Raw genomic sequence first — 15325 nt, 5'->3', positions numbered from 1 at the left:
GACGGTCGGGAGACTCGGTCACGCGGGAGGAAGACACCGGATTTGCAGTTGCGTTCATCGCTCTATTAGATGTTACTCCTGACCTGGATGATGCGGAATGCATCTTTACTGGAATAGAGGTTTTTGGAGGCTGGTCCGGAATGGCTCTGTTCAGGGTGGTGGCGGAGGTGGCGGAGAAGTTGGCTGGTGAGGCTGGACGGCTGAAGAAGCGCGCTCTGATCGCGGAGGCGATTCAATCGGTACATACGGCCGCTCCGGACGGAGAAGACGCGGGTTGGTTCGCCCTGTACGTCGCGGGCACACCATTCGCGGAGGCGGACGCCCGGAAGCTGAATGCGGGTGGCGCGTTGTTGTCGAAGGCTTTGCTACAGGTCAGTGGGGCTTCGGATATCGAGCTTACAGCGGCTTACAGACGACACGGGGATATGGGCGCTGCCGCCTTCGATCTGCTTGTGGCAGAAGAAGAACGAGGGTCCGGGCGCCAGGCATCTGGTTTGGCGGCAGAGCTAACGCTGCAAGACGTATCGGAGGCATTTTCGGGGATGGCGACCGCCAGAACGACTGCGATCCGCGCCAGTCTGGTGGAAGGGATGCTGCGGAGAGCCAGCCCGCTGGAGGCAAAGTATCTGCTGAAGCTGATGCTGGGAGATATGCGGATCGGCGTGAAACAGAGCCTGGTGGAGGAGGCGATCGCAGTTGCGGCAGGGGCTTCTGTGGAAGCGGTACGCAGGGCGGTGATGCTGGAGGCAGATCTCGCCGGCGCGGTGAGGAGAGCCTTTGCAGGAACGCTGGAAGAGGCGCGGATGAAGCTCTTTCACCCGTTGGGATTTATGCTGGCCAGCCCTGTGGAGACGCCGGAGGAGGCGGTGGATCGGTTTACGGAAAAGCCGGCGAAGAATCCGGCTGTAAAGGTGAAGAAGGTGAGGAAAAAGAAGGGGGATGAGGAGTTGCGGCGTGAGCTCGAGCTTGATTCTGAGCGGGAGACCGAGGTTTCCGTTGCCGTGGAGACTGAGGAGCCTATGCTTGCAAAGGCGGTTGAGGCTTTCCTTGAAGACAAGTATGACGGGATGCGGGCACAGGTCCATTGCGGGGATTCGGAACATCCTGGCAGAGTCGCGATCTACTCCCGGAATCGTGAGGATGTGACTGAGAGCTTTCCAGAGCTGGAGGAAGCATTTGCAGAGGTGCGGCCGGAGGTAGATGGTGCGCTGATCTTTGATGGAGAGATTCTGGGTTGGGACCTTGAACAGGCGCGAGCATTGCCGTTCGCGGTGCTGGGACAAAGATTGGGACGGAAGCGAGTCTCGAACGAATGGAGGAGGCAGGTGCCGGTAGTATTCATGACGTTTGACCTGATGTATGCGCGGGGCGAGCTGCTACTGGAACTGCCGCTGCGGGAGAGAAGAAACCTGCTGGAAGCTGCGGTGGAAGGGCTCGTGGAGCGGGTCGTGTCGCCTGTGATGGTGGACGAGCAGGCAAGGCAGCCTCAGGCTGCATTGTTTCCGGGAGCTAAGAACAAGGGTATTGAGCGGTTGATGATCTCGCCTTCGCGGCTGGTGGAGTCCGCCGAAGATATCGAACGGGCCTATGCGGATGCGCGGGCGCGGGCCAATGAAGGAGTCATGCTGAAGGCTGCGGGTTCGGTGTATCAACCGGGCCGGCGCGGGTTGGCGTGGGTGAAGCTGAAGCGGGAGTTGGCGACGCTCGACGTAGTGGTGACGGGAGCGGAGTTCGGACATGGAAAGCGAGCGGGAATTTTGAGCGATTACACCTTTGCCGTGCGCGGGGCTGGAGGTGAGTTGTTGAATGTTGGGAAGGCCTACTCGGGATTGACCGATGTGGAGATTGCGGAGATGAGCGCGTGGATGATGGAACATACGCTCGAAGATCAGGGATTCTTCAGGACCGTGGAGCCGCTGATGGTGCTGGAGGTGGCGTTCAACAACATCATGCGCAGCGGGCGTCATGCCAGCGGGTTTGCGCTGCGATTTCCGCGGATCTTGAAGATTAGAACGGATAAGCCGGTTGCAGAGATCGATACGGTGGAGCGGGTCGAAGAGGTGTACCAATCGCAGGTGGATAAACCGGCGGACAACGAGGCTTAACTCCCCCCTAGAAGACTTTGTCCTGCCGGACGGGCCGCCTGCTCGGCAGGACAATATCTTTAAGGCCGCTGGCCGTGAGTCGTAGGAGAGATCGGAGTTACTACAGGGGTCGCAATCCCGACGAACTCAGTGATGGAGTTGTAAGTGAAGTTGGTGAGCCAGACGTTTCCTGATGCGTCGATGGCCAGGCCGCGAGGACCGTTCAACCCCGGAGCCTGATAGCCGGCTGAAGGAGAGATGGCCGCTCCAGCGTTGGTGAAGGCGGATAGCGAGTTGCTGTCGCGGTTGGCGACCCAGACGCGGTTGGAACCGTCGATGGCGATCTGTGCCGGACCATGAAGGCCGCCTCCGGTGTAGCCCGCGGCAGGTGAGATCTGCTTACCGGTCTTGTCGGATTCACCCACAGCGCTGTTCTTGTTGCTGACGTACCAGATGTTATCTGCGGAGTCGATGGCGTTGGGTGTGAGGTCGTTGTTGGAGGACGAGGTTACCGATTCGGCTGTCATGGAGAGGGTAGCGGGAAGCCCAAGGCGGTAAAGGCTGCGGGGCTGGCCGATGGTCCATGCGGAGCCTATGCTGTCGATGGAGATGCCGGAGTTGGCCGAAGCGGTGGGGTACATCTTGAGGACAGCGCCCGAGGGTTGGAGGACGGCGGTGCGATCGGTGCCTGAGATCCAGAGGTTTTGCTGGGCGTCGAACGCGGGGAAGAAGCAGTTGGCGGAACAGGGGTAGGGAGTAGCGACGGCAGGGGTGCCGCTTAGAGTGAATTTAGAGACAGTGGAGGCGTTGAGAGGGCCGTAGTTGGTGACCCAAGCGTTGTCCTGGTTGTCGATGGCGATAGCGAAGGGGAGATTGAGGCCGCCGCCAGTGAAGCCGGTTGCGCCTGCGCCGGAGAGAGGAGCGCCGGTGGGGCTAAACTCGGTGAGGCTGTTGTTGGCGTAGTTCGGAACCCAGACGTTCCCGACGGAGTCGATCGCGGGGAAGTAGGGGCCGACCATGTAGTCGGCGTAGAAGGTGAAGGCTAGGGTCCAGTCGTTGGGCGCGGCGGTGAGCGTGGGCTGGAAGGGTTGGGTGCTGACGCCGTTGCCGAAGAGGTTGGTGACGTTGGCGCTGGGGTTGTGCGCGATGTTGAGGATGGCGGCGAGGGTGTCGGTGGGCGCTACGCCAGCGGGGGAGGGTGCGTTGGCGAAGAGGCTGGAGCAGTCGGAGGTGCCGTCGGAGTTGACGCACGGGACGAGGATGTCGGCGAGGGTGTCGAGCGTGGTCTGGGGAGTATCGCCGCCCGTGGGAGTTTGGCCGAGAGAGGCGCCGGTCTCGAGGCTGACGAGGTTGTGAATGTTGAGGAAAGCGTTAGCGAGACCCTGCTGGGCTACATTGGAGCTGCCGTAGCCGAGGTGCGTGGCGTCAGTCATGAATCCCGCCAGGGCGTAAGCGGAGGCGACCGTGGAAAGCTCGTTGATAAAGATGTAGGTCGGAGTGCTATCGAAGTTGGTCTGGCCGGGGGGGCAGAGCCCGACGGACGACATCAGCGCGATGGCGGGGTTGGTACCGCCGTTGGGCAGGCCGGGATTGCCGCCGAGGGAGAGCACGTAGATGAGCTGGCCGGAGGAGCAAGCGTAGTCGCCGCTGAAGTTGAAGTCGCCGAGAGTGTCGGTAAGGACGTAGCCGCCTACGGAGTCGGAGTAGACACCGGGTTTGGTCGGGTCGAGGAGGGAGATGCTGGGGGAGCCGTAGCCGGCGGGGTTGGCCGCGAACATGTAGATGTGGGCTCCGACGACGGGCTGCTGGCCGCCGTGGACGTTGCCGGAACTGTTGGAGTTAGGCTCTACGGTCGTGCCCGAAGACGGCGGAGGTGTTGCGGGATTGGTAGCGGGGCCGGACGCCGATTGCTGGGTCACGGCTCCGCAGCCGCTGAGGAGACAAGCCGCAAGAAAGGATACGGCGGGATGGAGGCGTGGCAGCCGGGGCAAAATAGTCTTCTCCAATGACGCAAGTGAAGCAAGAGTAGCAGTTAGACACAGGCCGCAAAGTACGACTTTCGCGTCAGGATGGATGGCGAAGACGGTGCAGCAGGACGGCGAGAAGGAGCGGTTCGGTGAACCAGAGAGCGCGGTTGCCGAAACGCGGGGCGGCCCAGGCCCCGATGACCGCTCCGGCGAGAAAGCAGAGGCAGATAAGGCCGAGGTCGGTCGCCTGAGCGAGACCTTTTTCGCGGACTTCGGGAGAAGTGGGCCTCAGGGCGTCGTAGAGGCCGTCGGTCATATCTCGGAGATTGCCGGTAACGAAGGTGGAGTTGAAGGTGAAGCGCTCGACGCGGCGATAGATGGAGACCTGAAAGGCCGATACGAACGCAGTAATGAGGGTAAACGCCATGTGCGGGAAGGTCAGCGGAAGCCAGCCGATGAGAAAGAGAGCGATGGTCTCGGAGGTGAGTCCGATGCGGAGAACGGCGCCTTCGCTGAGCCGAGTGCGCATGTGTTTGGAGGCGGCAACACCGGCGAGGAAACCGACAAGGGGAGCGAGGTGGGGGACGATCGTGGCCCAATCGCGGCCGATAATGGCGATACCGAGGAAGATGACGTTGCCGGTCATGGCGTTGGCGAAGACGTGACCGTGGTTGAGGTAGACGATGGCGTCCAGCATGCCCCCGGTAGCGGCCAGAAGCATGGCAGCGACAAGGGGATTGCTCTGATTCTGCGGACTCTGAGGATCGGAGGGCGGCATTGGCTTGGATTCGTGTCTGAGTGACAGGGTATCGTGGCGGGACGCTATCTGGTTGTAATGGAAAGGATAGATTTGATTTCGCATGCTGCCGGATCAGGGCCTAATGGAATATGAGTGAGTTGCTATCAGGTTTTCGCATCTTCCACCGAATTTTCGCGTCTAACTAAGTGCAAACTTTAAATTTTTGGGGAGATTCAAGTTATGGCGATCAAGTGGGATCGGTTAACGGTGAAGTCGCAGGAGGCGGTGCAGACGGCGAGCGGATATGCCGCCGAGAACGGTAATCCGGAGGTGCTGCCGCTGCATCTGATGGCCGCGCTGCTGGAGGATCGCGAGGGAGTGGTGATTCCGGTGCTTGAGAAGGTCGGGGTACCGGTGGAGCAACTATTGGCGGGAGTAAACTCCGCGATCGTAAAGCTGCCGAAGGTGCAGGGTGGAAACCAGCCGGGGATGTCCGGCGTACTGCAGAAGGTGCTGGAGCAGGGCTTCAAAGAGGCGGAGAACTTCAAGGACGATTACGTCTCGACCGAGCACCTGTTGCTGGCCCTGGCGCGGCAGAAGGGCGACGCCGTGCAGACGGCGCTTGCGGCTCTGGGCGCGACGCATGACGCAATCCTGAAGGCTCTGGCCGAGGTGCGCGGGTCGCAGCGGGTGACGGATCAGAATCCCGAGGGCAAGTTTCAGGCGCTGGAGAAGTACGCGAAGGACCTGACGGAGTTGGCACGGCGCGGGAAGTTGGACCCGGTGATTGGACGGGATGAGGAGATTCGGCGCGTGGTGCAGGTGCTGGCGCGGCGAACGAAGAATAATCCTGTGCTGATCGGCGAACCGGGCGTGGGCAAGACGGCGATTGTGGAAGGCCTCGCGCGGCGGATCTTTCTGGGCGACGTGCCGGAGATCCTGCGGGATAAGCGGGTGTGTTCGCTGGATCTGGCTTCGATGGTGGCCGGAGCGAAGTTTCGCGGCGAGTTCGAAGAACGGCTGAAGGCTGTGCTGAAGGAGATCGAGGACTCGAACGGCGAGATTATTTTGTTCATCGATGAGTTACATACTCTGGTCGGCGCAGGTGCTGCCGAAGGCGCGATGGATGCGAGCAACATGCTGAAGCCTGCGCTGGCTCGCGGCGGTCTGCGTGCGATTGGCGCGACCACGCTGAATGAATATCGCAAGTACATCGAGAAGGATGCGGCGCTGGAACGGCGCTTCCAGATCGTGTACGTCGGCGAGCCAAACGTTGAGGACACGGTTGCGATTCTGCGCGGATTGAAGGAGAAGTACGAGGCGCATCACAAGGTTCGGATCAAGGATTCGGCGATTGTGGCTGCGGCTACGCTCTCGCACCGTTACATATCCGATCGGTTCCTGCCGGATAAGGCGATCGACCTGGTAGACGAAGCTGCGGCTGCGTTGGCGATCCAGATCGGCAGCGTCCCGGTAGAGATCGACGACCTTGAACGACGTGCGACCTCACTGGAGATCGAGCGTGCTGCGCTGAAGCGAGAGAAGGATGCAGGCTCGCAGGAGCGGCTGGAGATCGTGGAGCGCGAGCTGGCCGAGGTGAAGGAGACCGCTGCCGGGCTGCGTGCGAGATGGCAGACCGAACGCGGTGCAATCGGAAAGATTGCTGCGCTAAAGGAGCAGCTTGAGTCGCTGCGCTTCCAGATGCAGGAGGAGACTCGCAAGGGAAACCTGCAGCGTGCGGCAGAGCTGCAGTACGGCGAGATTCCAAAGCTGGAGGCTGAGCTGAAGGAGCTGACAGCTTTACAGGATGCGGCTGTGTCGGCAGATGAAGCGGAGGCGAAGAGCGGGGTTGCGGCTGGCGTATCGCGGCGGCCATCGCGGATGCTGAAGGAAGAGGTCGATGAAGAGGACATCGCCGCCGTGGTGTCGAAGTGGACGGGGATTCCTGTCTCGAAGATGCTGGAAGGCGAGATGCAGAAGCTGGTGCAGATGGAGGATCGTTTGCGCGAGCGTGTGGTTGGGCAAGACGAGGCGCTGGGCGCTGTAGCGAATGCGATTCGACGTTCGCGCGCCGGACTGAGCGACCCGAAGCGGCCAATCGGCTCGTTCATCTTCCTCGGCCCTACAGGCGTAGGCAAGACGGAGACGGCTCGTGCGCTGGCGGAGTTCCTCTTCGATGACGAGGCCGCGATGGTGCGGATCGACATGAGCGAGTACATGGAGAAGCACGCCGTGGCGCGGCTGATTGGAGCGCCTCCGGGATATGTCGGCTACGACGAGGGGGGACAGTTGACCGAGGCGGTGCGTAGACGGCCGTACGCAGTGGTGCTGTTCGACGAGATCGAGAAGGCGCATCCAGATGTCTTCAACGTCTTGCTGCAGGTGCTCGACGATGGGCGGCTGACGGACTCGAAGGGCAGGACGGTGGACTTCAAGAATACCGTTCTAATCATGACGTCGAACGTTGGCGCTGCGCAGTTGTCGACGGCGTGGGCGCAGGGCGAGGACGGATTTGAAGAGGCGAAGGTTCGCGTGATGGATGAGCTGCGGAAGCAGTTTCGGCCGGAGTTTCTGAATCGCGTGGACGACATCGTGATCTTCCATCCGCTCGGCGATGAGCAGCTTACCCATATCGTCGATCTGCGGCTGAAGGACCTCCAGCATCTGCTGGCAGATCGAAAGATCACGCTGGAGATGACGGACGATGCACGGAAGGCGATCTTCAAGGCTGGGTACGACAGGGCCTACGGAGCGCGACCGTTGAAGCGTGCGATTCAGCGGATGGTGCAGGACAAGCTGGCCGTGAAGATCCTGGATGGAAGCGTTCTGCATGGCGATCACGTCGTGGTGACGGCTGGAAAGACCGGGCTGGAGTTCGCGGTGAAGGGGCGCGAGGCTGGGGCGGCGTAACGCCCCGGCTGAGCGTCCCTCAGCTTGGCAGATCTCCGCCACATCGGCGACAATCCGTAGGCAGCCCAAACGGAGCAACGCATGACAGCACAACCGGCCCCTAGCGCCCGCAGGTACCATTCGCGCACTTTTTTTGTTGGCCTCGTCATCTTCGTCGCGTCGTTGTTCTCCGGCTACGCTCGTGCCCAATCGGAGGACACGCCTACGCCACCGATCAATGGGATCGCCCACGTGGCCATTCGCGTACATGACCTTGCCGCTTCGACCGCCTTCTACGAAAAGCTCGGCTTCGAGATGTCCTTCGACCTTCGCAAAGACGATGTTCCCTACCAATCCGTCCTGAAGATCAACGACCGCCAGTTCATCGAGCTTCACGCCGCTACCGCACAGGACGCCTCCATCGGCTTCCTGCACGTGTGCTTCGAAGTAGGAGACCTGGAAGCCTTCCGCCAGGACTATCTCAGTCGCGGCATCACCTCGAAGACTGTGGATAAGCCCGCCTCCGGCGACGCTCTCTTCACGATCGTCGGGCCGGTTCAGCCATCGGGCCCGCAGACCATCGAGTTCATCCAGTACATGCCGGGCTCGCTTCACTCTGACGATGAGGGAAAACACCTCGACCCCGACCGTGTCGCCGACAAGCTGGTCGCCGTCTCGCTCGCCATGGAAGACCCCGACGCCGCCCGCGATTTCTATATCAACCAGCTCAACTTCAAACCCATCGCAGGCGATCCGATGGACCTGCACATGCCCGGAAACTCCGGCCAGGAGATCGAGATCGTCCATGCCACGCTTGGAGCCCATGCTCGCATCACGCTCAACTCGGACAACCTCGGTCGTTCCGCTCGCCACCTGCACAAGGAAGGCGTAGCCGCTGTTAAAAACGGAGCAAGCCTCACCATCGCCGATCCCGACGGCAACATCATTCTGCTCGAGAACCGCTGATGAACTATTCCTCCTCCGCGAACGTAAACTCAGACATGCACACCTCGCCACGCCGTAGACATGTGCTCTCCGTCTGCATGCTTGCTTGCTCTGCAGTGGCTGCTGCGCATGCCCAACAGTCCAAACCTGCGATCGACCAGATGCTCTCCCGCGTGGAGGCGAACACTGAGCAGTACAAGGCATCCGTACCCAGCTTTGTATGCGATGAGCACATCACGTCGCAGGAGATTCACGAAGGCAAGACCAGGCATGAGACCACCGTCGACGCGCTCTTTCGGGTCAGTCGCTCCGCATCGCAAGGCGGCGCACTCACGGAGTCTCGTGAGATCAAGACGGTCAACGGCAAACCCTCCGGCGATAAAAAATTGAATATGCCTATCGCGTTCAGCGGAGGATTCAGCGGTGCGCTGGCGAAGTTCCTCTCCGCCGACCATCATTCGTGCTTCGACTATCAACCGGATTCCTCCGCCCCTCGGCAGGCGGGAGCGGAAGCGTACACTTTCACGGCGAGGGAAGCAGCGTTGAAAGAGCCTGCCTGCTCGTCCATCCAGCCCGGAACCTCGGGCAAGTTCGTCATAGACTCTGCCTCGATGCAGGTGACTCACATCGAACGAACGGTCCCGAACCCGGTCGGCAAGGATCGCGACATTCTTGGCACAGCTGCTGTGGACTTCGCCGCTGTCACACTCAACGGCCAGTCGTTCTGGCTCCCGGTGACGATCACCGCCTTTACCACGGAGACGCCAAAGACGGATGGCTTCCGCTTCACGGCACACTACAGCAACTATCATCGTTTCGCGGCCAGCTCCGTCATCCTGCCCACCACCGATTCCCCTACCTCACCGCCATCCGAATAGCTGCCAGCATGACACTGCGCCAAGTCCTCAACGCCGCCGCCGCACAGTTCGCCGAACACGAAGACCTGCGCGCCACCTCAAACCGCGACGCCGAGCTGCTCCTGCTCCATGCGCTGCAGCTTTCGCGCGTCACTCTCTTTGCTCATCCCGACCGCGAGATCACCTTAGAGCAACAAGCGCTCTATCAGAGCCTGGTCCACCGCCGCCTGCAACTCGTGCCGATCCAGTACATCACCGGCCAGCAAGAGTTCTACGGCCTTCTCCTGCGCGTTACGCCCGCCGTCCTCATCCCGCGCCCCGAGACCGAGCATCTCGTCGAAGCCGTGCTCCATCTTCTCTCTTCGGAGAGTTCCAGTGAGCTGCTGAGCATCGTCGACGTCGGCACCGGCTCCGGCGCGATCGCAATCGCTCTCGCCGTCCACCTTCCGCACTCGGAGATCACCGCAATTGACCTTTCACCGGAGGCCCTTGCACTCGCATCCGCCAACGCCCATGAACATCACGTCTCCGGGCGCATTCACTTTCTCCACTCGGATCTTCTGAGGGCGCTGTCCGGCCAGGAGCAGACCTTCGACGCCATCGTAAGTAATCCGCCCTACATCCCGGAGTCTGACCGTTCCACGCTCCACCCCCAGGTGCGCGATCACGAGCCCTCCACCGCTCTCTTTGCCGGCGAGGGTGGTCTCGCCATCTACCGCCGCCTCATCCCCCAGGCGCTCAAGGCGCTCAAACCAAACGGTCTTCTCGCCCTTGAGATCGGCCATGGCCAGCAAGACGACCTTGCCGTACTCCTAACCGGTTGGCACGGTGTCGCCTTCGTGGATGATCTTCAACACATACCCCGCGTCGTCCTTGCCCGGCGGCCAACCGGCGAGACCTGAACATACCCGCTCCACTGAAACCCTCTGCCTCGCCATGCGTATAACAATAGGAGACGCAATCATGAAAAACCCAACGCTCCAGGACCAGCTCTTCCAGCTCGAAGAACGCCTCTTCCATCCCAACCGTGAGGCCGACCGTAACGCCCTGATCCCTCTCTTCGCGAAAGACTACAAGGAGTTCTGCACCTCGGGCCGCATCTTCAATCGCCAGCACACCATCCAAGTGCTCCTCACCAGCAACCCACCGCCGACGACTCTTCTCCACTTCAACGTTGAACCGCTCTCAGAGAATGCGGCGCTGGCCACCTACCGCGCCACCAACTCGTCCGAATCCTCGCACCGCTCCTCGCTCTGGGTCTTCCGCGACAATCACTGGCAGCTTCTCTTTCACCAGGGCACCACCGCAAGCTGAGCAGCTGCAACAACGCCAGGCGCAGCCTTTATAAGCCGGCATACCAGTCATACCCCAGCTTGGTCCAGTAGTCATCCGGCTTGCTGTCCGTATACGCGATCAGCCCAATTCGTTTGATCTGCTTGTAACCGTACTTGATCGGCATATGTAACCGTATCGGTGCTCCATGCCACTGCGCCAACGGACGGCCCGCCATCTCCGTTACCAGCAGGCTCTGGGGATGCATGCATGCCTGCAGCGTGTATCCGCAATAGTAGTCGCCATCAGGCGTCTCCATGTAGACATACTTCGGCAGCGATCCGTCCAGCCTCGGCTCCGGTGGATACTTCGCGATCAGATCCGCAAGCCGGTACCCACCCCAGTGCACGACCTGGCTCCAACCTTCAATGCACTTGAACTCCGTTACCAACTCGTGGTGCGGCAAACTCGTCAGCTCATCCATCGTCAACAGCAGCCCCGGCGTTCCTGGGTCGAGCGTACTGTCCGACATCCCCGCCTCCTCCTGCCCGCGAGGCCGCTTCTTCCCTTGCGCCTTCTTCAAATCCGCGAACGCCTTCTCGAACGCTGGTGACATCTTCGTCTCCTGCTTCGCATCACCTGTCGCGCTAACCATCGTGCTCGCCTGTCCGCCTTGCATCATCGGCCCTTCGCCCATGCCAGCGTCGCCGTTCGGATCAGCCTTCGCCTTGGGCCCGTTCCCCACCGTCGCCTCAGTCTTCGGAGCCACCTTCGTGTCGTGCTCCACCGGCCCAGCTTCTTTCTTCGCCGCGTAGCCATACTCCCACGCCGTCACATCCTCAACATACTGTGGAAGCCTCTTCGCGCCCTTCACTCCCACCATCTGCAGCCGGTAGGTCTCCGGCACCAGGTCCATCTTCAGGCCGTAGTTTCCGTTCGTCCGCAGCTCCATCGACTTCGCTACGGGAAACGTCGGCGCTAGCCCGCGTTCCTCGAAGACCGCATGCGACACCCTCGCATTGAAGTCGAGCATCTTCCGCAGAGGCCGCTGAATCAGTTGGCTGCCAGGACTGCGATCGATCCATCGATAGAAACTGTATCCACCCGCAGCCGCCAAAGCCGCAGCCAGAAAGCTCCGTCGCGTCCGCCGTCCCGACTCCGCCCGCACCGCTGCATCCAAAGCGGCGATCTCCAGGGCATCGGCCGCACGCGAATCCCTCCGCTCCTGATCCCCATCGTGTTCCCAGTCGCGTTCACGATCGTCCTCGCGGTCCTTCCGCTCCTTCTCCCACTTGCGCCTCTGCTCCTGCTCCTCCCGTTCCTCGCGTCCGTCGCTCATCGCGCTCTCCTCTCTTCTTCCAGCGAAGCCTTCGCCGCCGGCACAATCTCAACCCCGCTCACCATGGAGCGGAAGTTGTTCCACCCGGCCAGAATCACCTGTCCCACATGCACCAGGAAAAATGCGCAGAATCCCATCGTCAACCAGAAGTGCTCCCACCGCGCCATCTCGTATCCGCCAAGTAGCGTGGTCATCCAGTGCGCCTGCGTCGGCTTGTAGATAGAGAGCCCCGTGACCAACGAACCCAACCCCATCACAATCACTGCCGTATACGCGATCCTCTGCGCGCCGTTGTACTTCTTCTGCGGCGGCAAGCCCTTGCGCAGATGCAGGTCCACCAGCGTTACCTGCAACGCATCTCGCAGAGACCGCCGCTCCGGAACCAGCACCCTCCACTCGCCGGAGATCAAAAGATACGAGACATACAGGACTCCGTTGATCGCGAAGATCCACATAAAGAAGAAGTGATACCCCAGGCCCTCCGTCACATGGTACGGCGCGTTGATCGCCTTCCAGAACCACGGCGGAAACATCCGCACCAGCGTCAACGATCCGATGCCGATGCGATACACCGCATGAGGATGCCGGTAGGCATTGTCCGAGTCATTCCAATAGATCAGCAACCCGCTCCAGATCATCGTGAACAGCACCGGGAAGTTCACCCAGTGCATCCAGCGAATGGCCAGCGGATGCTTCTTCTCCAGTCGAATCGTTGCCTCGGCTGGCGGCTTCTCCTCCACAAGCTCAGCGACCGTAGCCGGTGCGACCACGACCGCCGGTGCAACAGTCTCTTCTGCAACAACTAGCTCTGTTGCCTCAGCAGCCGAATCCCCGGCGACCCCATCCATCGCATCGGCTTCAGGGACGTTCACAGAGTCCACAGGCTCTCCGCTATTCTTTGACGACTCGGGCATTCGAACCTCCTCCTGTGTGTGCGCAGGTCCGCGCAGCATCTCCGCGAGGTTAGAGTGGACACTTACTTGAAAGGTTACGAGATATCTCTGATAGAGTTCGGATCTAAAGCTTTGACCAAGGCACCCCTCCCTCGTTCCTACCGCAGCTCGATCCTCACCTCTTCGCCCCCGCCATCGAGAAACGTAACCTCTTTAGAACTCATCACCGCAGCCGCAGCGCGAGTCGGACGGTCAAGCGCAGACACTGCCGCCTCATTCGCATCCGTCCAGCATGCAAGTCCGTTCAGACACGCAAGATGCAGCGGAGCTCCAGGCGACTTGTTCCAGTTCTGCACCAGCACAAACTGATGAGCTGCATCCTCCAACAGCACATCGTTCGAGTAGTTGATATATAGCCGTGACCCGTCCTGCACCACGCCGGCCCGCTCCACCTTCCCCAGCGGATCCCGCAAAAAAACACGCTGCCGGAAGACAGTCAGGAAGACGACAAGAATCAGCACACCACTCAGCAGAACTCTCTTCAAAACTCACTTCTCCTCGTGGTACTCCTGCTCCGTGTTGATCCCCCAGAGCGCGGCCTTATCCACATGCCCAGCCACAATACCATCCACCACGGTCATCGCGGTCAACATACTATGGTCCTGGTTGTTGTACTTATGCATACCGTTCCGCCCGACCAGAAAAAGGTTCTCGAACCCATCGGTAAACTCCCGCAACTCATCAAACCGGTCATACGTCCCGAAGTACGCCGGATACGTCTTCGGCACCCGCACCACATGCCCGTCCGAGACATCCTCCGCATTCAGAATCCCTATCTTCGCCACCTCGGCGATAGCGAATTTCTTCAACTCTTCATCCGGCATCTTCCACAGATCGTCCGTGTCGTAGCAGAAGTACTCCAACCCAATCCACACCTTCGAAGGATCGGCCACAAGGTACGGGCTCCAGTTGTTGAATATCTGTAACCGTCCAAGTAACACATCGGGCTCCTGCACGTAGATCCACGTATCCTTCAGCAGACCGCCGTCCCGCTCGGTCACCTTCAGCCGATCCGCTAGCAGCCCAACCGTGATGAAGTCGCGATACTGCAACCCCTCGCTCACCTCGCGCACATTCTCGGGAACCGGAGCGTCCATCGCCTCCACCAGTTCGCGCATCGGCATCGTCGAGAAAAAGTAATCCCCCGCAAACGTCTCACGCTCACCCTGCGCATTTACCGCGTCGATCGACACCACCCGCTTCACGCCGTTCTCCACTGAGCAGTACACGCGATCCACCCTCCAACCCATGTGAATCTCGCCGCCCTTCTCGCGAATCTGGTCGGCCACATGCTCCCACAGCTGCCCCGGCCCATACTTCGGATACATGAACCGCTCAATCAGACTCGTGTCCGTTCCCTTCTGCGCAAGATCGCCCACCGTCTTCGGCTTGCCACCGAAGGCCTTCTTCAAGAAATGCTTCACTGCCGTCGTCAGGCTGAGTCCCTTGATCCTCTGCGCTCCCCACTCCGCCGAGATCTCCTCGCACGGCGTCCCCCACACCTTCTCCGTGTAGCTCTTGAAGAAGGTCAGATAAAGCTGCCGCCCAAATCGATTGATCAGAAAGTCTTCCAGACTCTTCTCCGGAGCGATCTGGCTCACCTGCGACTTCATATAGCTCACACCAACGCGAAAGGTCCTCGCCAGCCCAAGATTCTTCAGCGTCGTCGCCGTCAGCGTAATCGGATAGTCGAAGAACTTCCGCAGGTAGTAGATCCTGCTCTTCCGCGGACGAATCAGCATCACCAGATCAGGATCAGCAGACTCTGCGGTCACCAGCATCTCCACTGGCCCTTTGTTTTCTAAGCCTGCTTCGTCCTCATCCTCGGACTCATCCGCCGCATGCGGATCGATAGGCCCAGCCCCACGCAGCACCGGCTCCTCCGGCAACCGCGCAGGCACCGCAACCGTACGCCGCTTGCCCTGGTAACTGATCTCCTGCTCCGAACCCGCGCCCTCACCATCAACCTCGGGAGGCATCAGGTCCACCCACCACTGCATCACCCGGTCGCTCTTGGAAAAAAATCGATGGCCGCCGATATCCATCCGGTTGCCCTTGTATTTAATCGTGCGCGAGATTCCACCAATCTCCTCGCTCGCCTCCAGAATAATCGGCTGTATGTCCGTCCGCCGCAGCAGCTCCAGACCCGCCGTCAACCCCGCAGGCCCGGCCCCGATAACTACTGCTCTTTTTCGCATTCCATCCTGTCGAACCCTGATTCTACAAGCCAATCCCACATTATATCGACTCGCCGCATCCCGCCCTGCCGAGAGAAGATCT

General features: G+C 60.4%; 12 protein-coding genes. 6 read left to right on the top strand and 6 right to left on the bottom strand.

The annotated features are described in order from the left end of the window. The first annotated feature begins 140 nt into the window (after positions 1-140). The gene (locus GSQ82_RS21545) at positions 141-2105 is read left to right on the top strand and encodes an ATP-dependent DNA ligase (RefSeq protein WP_158794358.1); all 1965 of its coding nucleotides are present in this window, start codon (positions 141-143) and stop codon (positions 2103-2105) included. Positions 2106-2164: 59 nt separating this feature from the next. Here GSQ82_RS21545 and GSQ82_RS21540 read toward each other — a convergent pair whose 3' ends face one another. Together GSQ82_RS21540 and GSQ82_RS21535 are read right to left on the bottom strand one after the other, a co-directional pair. Continuing rightward, positions 2165-4075 carry a hypothetical protein gene (locus GSQ82_RS21540; protein WP_158794357.1) on the bottom strand — a complete coding sequence of 637 codons (1911 nt, stop codon included), beginning with the start codon at positions 4073-4075 and terminating at the stop codon, positions 2165-2167. 73 nt (positions 4076-4148) lie between these two features. Continuing rightward, the gene (locus GSQ82_RS21535; RefSeq protein ID WP_158794356.1) at positions 4149-4829 is read right to left on the bottom strand and encodes a YoaK family protein; all 681 of its coding nucleotides are present in this window, start codon (positions 4827-4829) and stop codon (positions 4149-4151) included. Between the two features lie 201 nt (positions 4830-5030). Between GSQ82_RS21535 and clpB the strand changes: the two genes are divergently transcribed. The 5 genes from clpB (at position 5031) to GSQ82_RS21510 (ending at position 10795) form a co-directional block, all read left to right on the top strand. After that, positions 5031-7700 (top strand): ATP-dependent chaperone ClpB, encoded by a 2670-nt coding sequence (gene clpB, locus GSQ82_RS21530; RefSeq protein ID WP_158794355.1) that lies wholly within the window; start codon positions 5031-5033, stop codon positions 7698-7700. An 81-nt stretch (positions 7701-7781) separates the two neighbouring features. Beyond that, the gene (locus GSQ82_RS21525) at positions 7782-8645 is read left to right on the top strand and encodes a VOC family protein (RefSeq protein ID WP_158794354.1); all 864 of its coding nucleotides are present in this window, start codon (positions 7782-7784) and stop codon (positions 8643-8645) included. Continuing rightward, a complete protein-coding gene (locus tag GSQ82_RS21520; protein ID WP_158794353.1) occupies positions 8645-9502 on the top strand; it encodes a hypothetical protein in 858 nt (285 codons plus the stop codon). Before GSQ82_RS21525 ends, GSQ82_RS21520 begins: the two co-directional genes overlap by 1 nt. A gap of 8 nt (positions 9503-9510) precedes the next feature. Further along, on the top strand, positions 9511-10383 hold the full coding sequence (gene prmC, locus GSQ82_RS21515; RefSeq protein WP_158794352.1) for a peptide chain release factor N(5)-glutamine methyltransferase: 873 nt from the start codon (positions 9511-9513) through the stop codon (positions 10381-10383). A 61-nt stretch (positions 10384-10444) separates the two neighbouring features. Continuing rightward, positions 10445-10795: a DUF4440 domain-containing protein gene (locus GSQ82_RS21510; RefSeq protein WP_158794351.1), complete on the top strand. Its 351-nt coding sequence runs from the start codon at positions 10445-10447 to the stop codon at positions 10793-10795. A gap of 28 nt (positions 10796-10823) precedes the next feature. Here GSQ82_RS21510 and GSQ82_RS21505 read toward each other — a convergent pair whose 3' ends face one another. The 4 genes from GSQ82_RS21505 to GSQ82_RS21490 all read right to left on the bottom strand — a co-directional run bounded on the left by GSQ82_RS21505 (position 10824) and on the right by GSQ82_RS21490 (position 15243). Then, complete coding sequence (locus tag GSQ82_RS21505) at positions 10824-12092, bottom strand: molybdopterin-dependent oxidoreductase (protein ID WP_254061837.1); 1269 nt, start codon at positions 12090-12092, stop codon at positions 10824-10826. Next, complete coding sequence (locus GSQ82_RS21500) at positions 12089-13006, bottom strand: cytochrome b/b6 domain-containing protein (RefSeq protein ID WP_254061836.1); 918 nt, start codon at positions 13004-13006, stop codon at positions 12089-12091. Before GSQ82_RS21500 ends, GSQ82_RS21505 begins: the two co-directional genes overlap by 4 nt. 137 nt (positions 13007-13143) lie before the next feature. Further along, positions 13144-13530 (bottom strand): hypothetical protein, encoded by a 387-nt coding sequence (locus GSQ82_RS21495; protein ID WP_158794350.1) that lies wholly within the window; start codon positions 13528-13530, stop codon positions 13144-13146. Between the two features lie 3 nt (positions 13531-13533). Then, positions 13534-15243 (bottom strand): NAD(P)/FAD-dependent oxidoreductase, encoded by a 1710-nt coding sequence (locus GSQ82_RS21490; RefSeq protein ID WP_158794349.1) that lies wholly within the window; start codon positions 15241-15243, stop codon positions 13534-13536. Between the last annotated feature and the right edge of the window lie 82 nt (positions 15244-15325).

This window comes from Granulicella sp. L60, assembly GCF_009765825.1.
Lineage (GTDB): Bacteria > Acidobacteriota > Terriglobia > Terriglobales > Acidobacteriaceae > Edaphobacter.
Note: the sequence above shows the minus strand (reverse complement) of the source record. Positions and strands in the feature narration are given on the sequence as shown.

Bases quoted from the DNA above. Each gene is read 5' to 3' on its own strand.
- GSQ82_RS21545 (WP_158794358.1), top strand. From the start codon at position 141: ATGGCTCTGTTCAGGGTGGTGGCGGAGGTGGCGGAGAAGTTGGCTGGT.
- GSQ82_RS21535 (WP_158794356.1), bottom strand. From the start codon at position 4,829: ATGCCGCCCTCCGATCCTCAGAGTCCGCAGAATCAGAGCAATCCCCTT.
- clpB (WP_158794355.1), top strand. From the start codon at position 5,031: ATGGCGATCAAGTGGGATCGGTTAACGGTGAAGTCGCAGGAGGCGGTG.
- GSQ82_RS21525 (WP_158794354.1), top strand. From the start codon at position 7,782: ATGACAGCACAACCGGCCCCTAGCGCCCGCAGGTACCATTCGCGCACT.
- GSQ82_RS21520 (WP_158794353.1), top strand. From the start codon at position 8,645: ATGAACTATTCCTCCTCCGCGAACGTAAACTCAGACATGCACACCTCG.
- prmC (WP_158794352.1), top strand. From the start codon at position 9,511: ATGACACTGCGCCAAGTCCTCAACGCCGCCGCCGCACAGTTCGCCGAA.
- GSQ82_RS21510 (WP_158794351.1), top strand. From the start codon at position 10,445: ATGAAAAACCCAACGCTCCAGGACCAGCTCTTCCAGCTCGAAGAACGC.
- GSQ82_RS21505 (WP_254061837.1), bottom strand. From the start codon at position 12,092: ATGAGCGACGGACGCGAGGAACGGGAGGAGCAGGAGCAGAGGCGCAAG.
- GSQ82_RS21500 (WP_254061836.1), bottom strand. From the start codon at position 13,006: ATGCCCGAGTCGTCAAAGAATAGCGGAGAGCCTGTGGACTCTGTGAAC.
- GSQ82_RS21490 (WP_158794349.1), bottom strand. From the start codon at position 15,243: ATGCGAAAAAGAGCAGTAGTTATCGGGGCCGGGCCTGCGGGGTTGACG.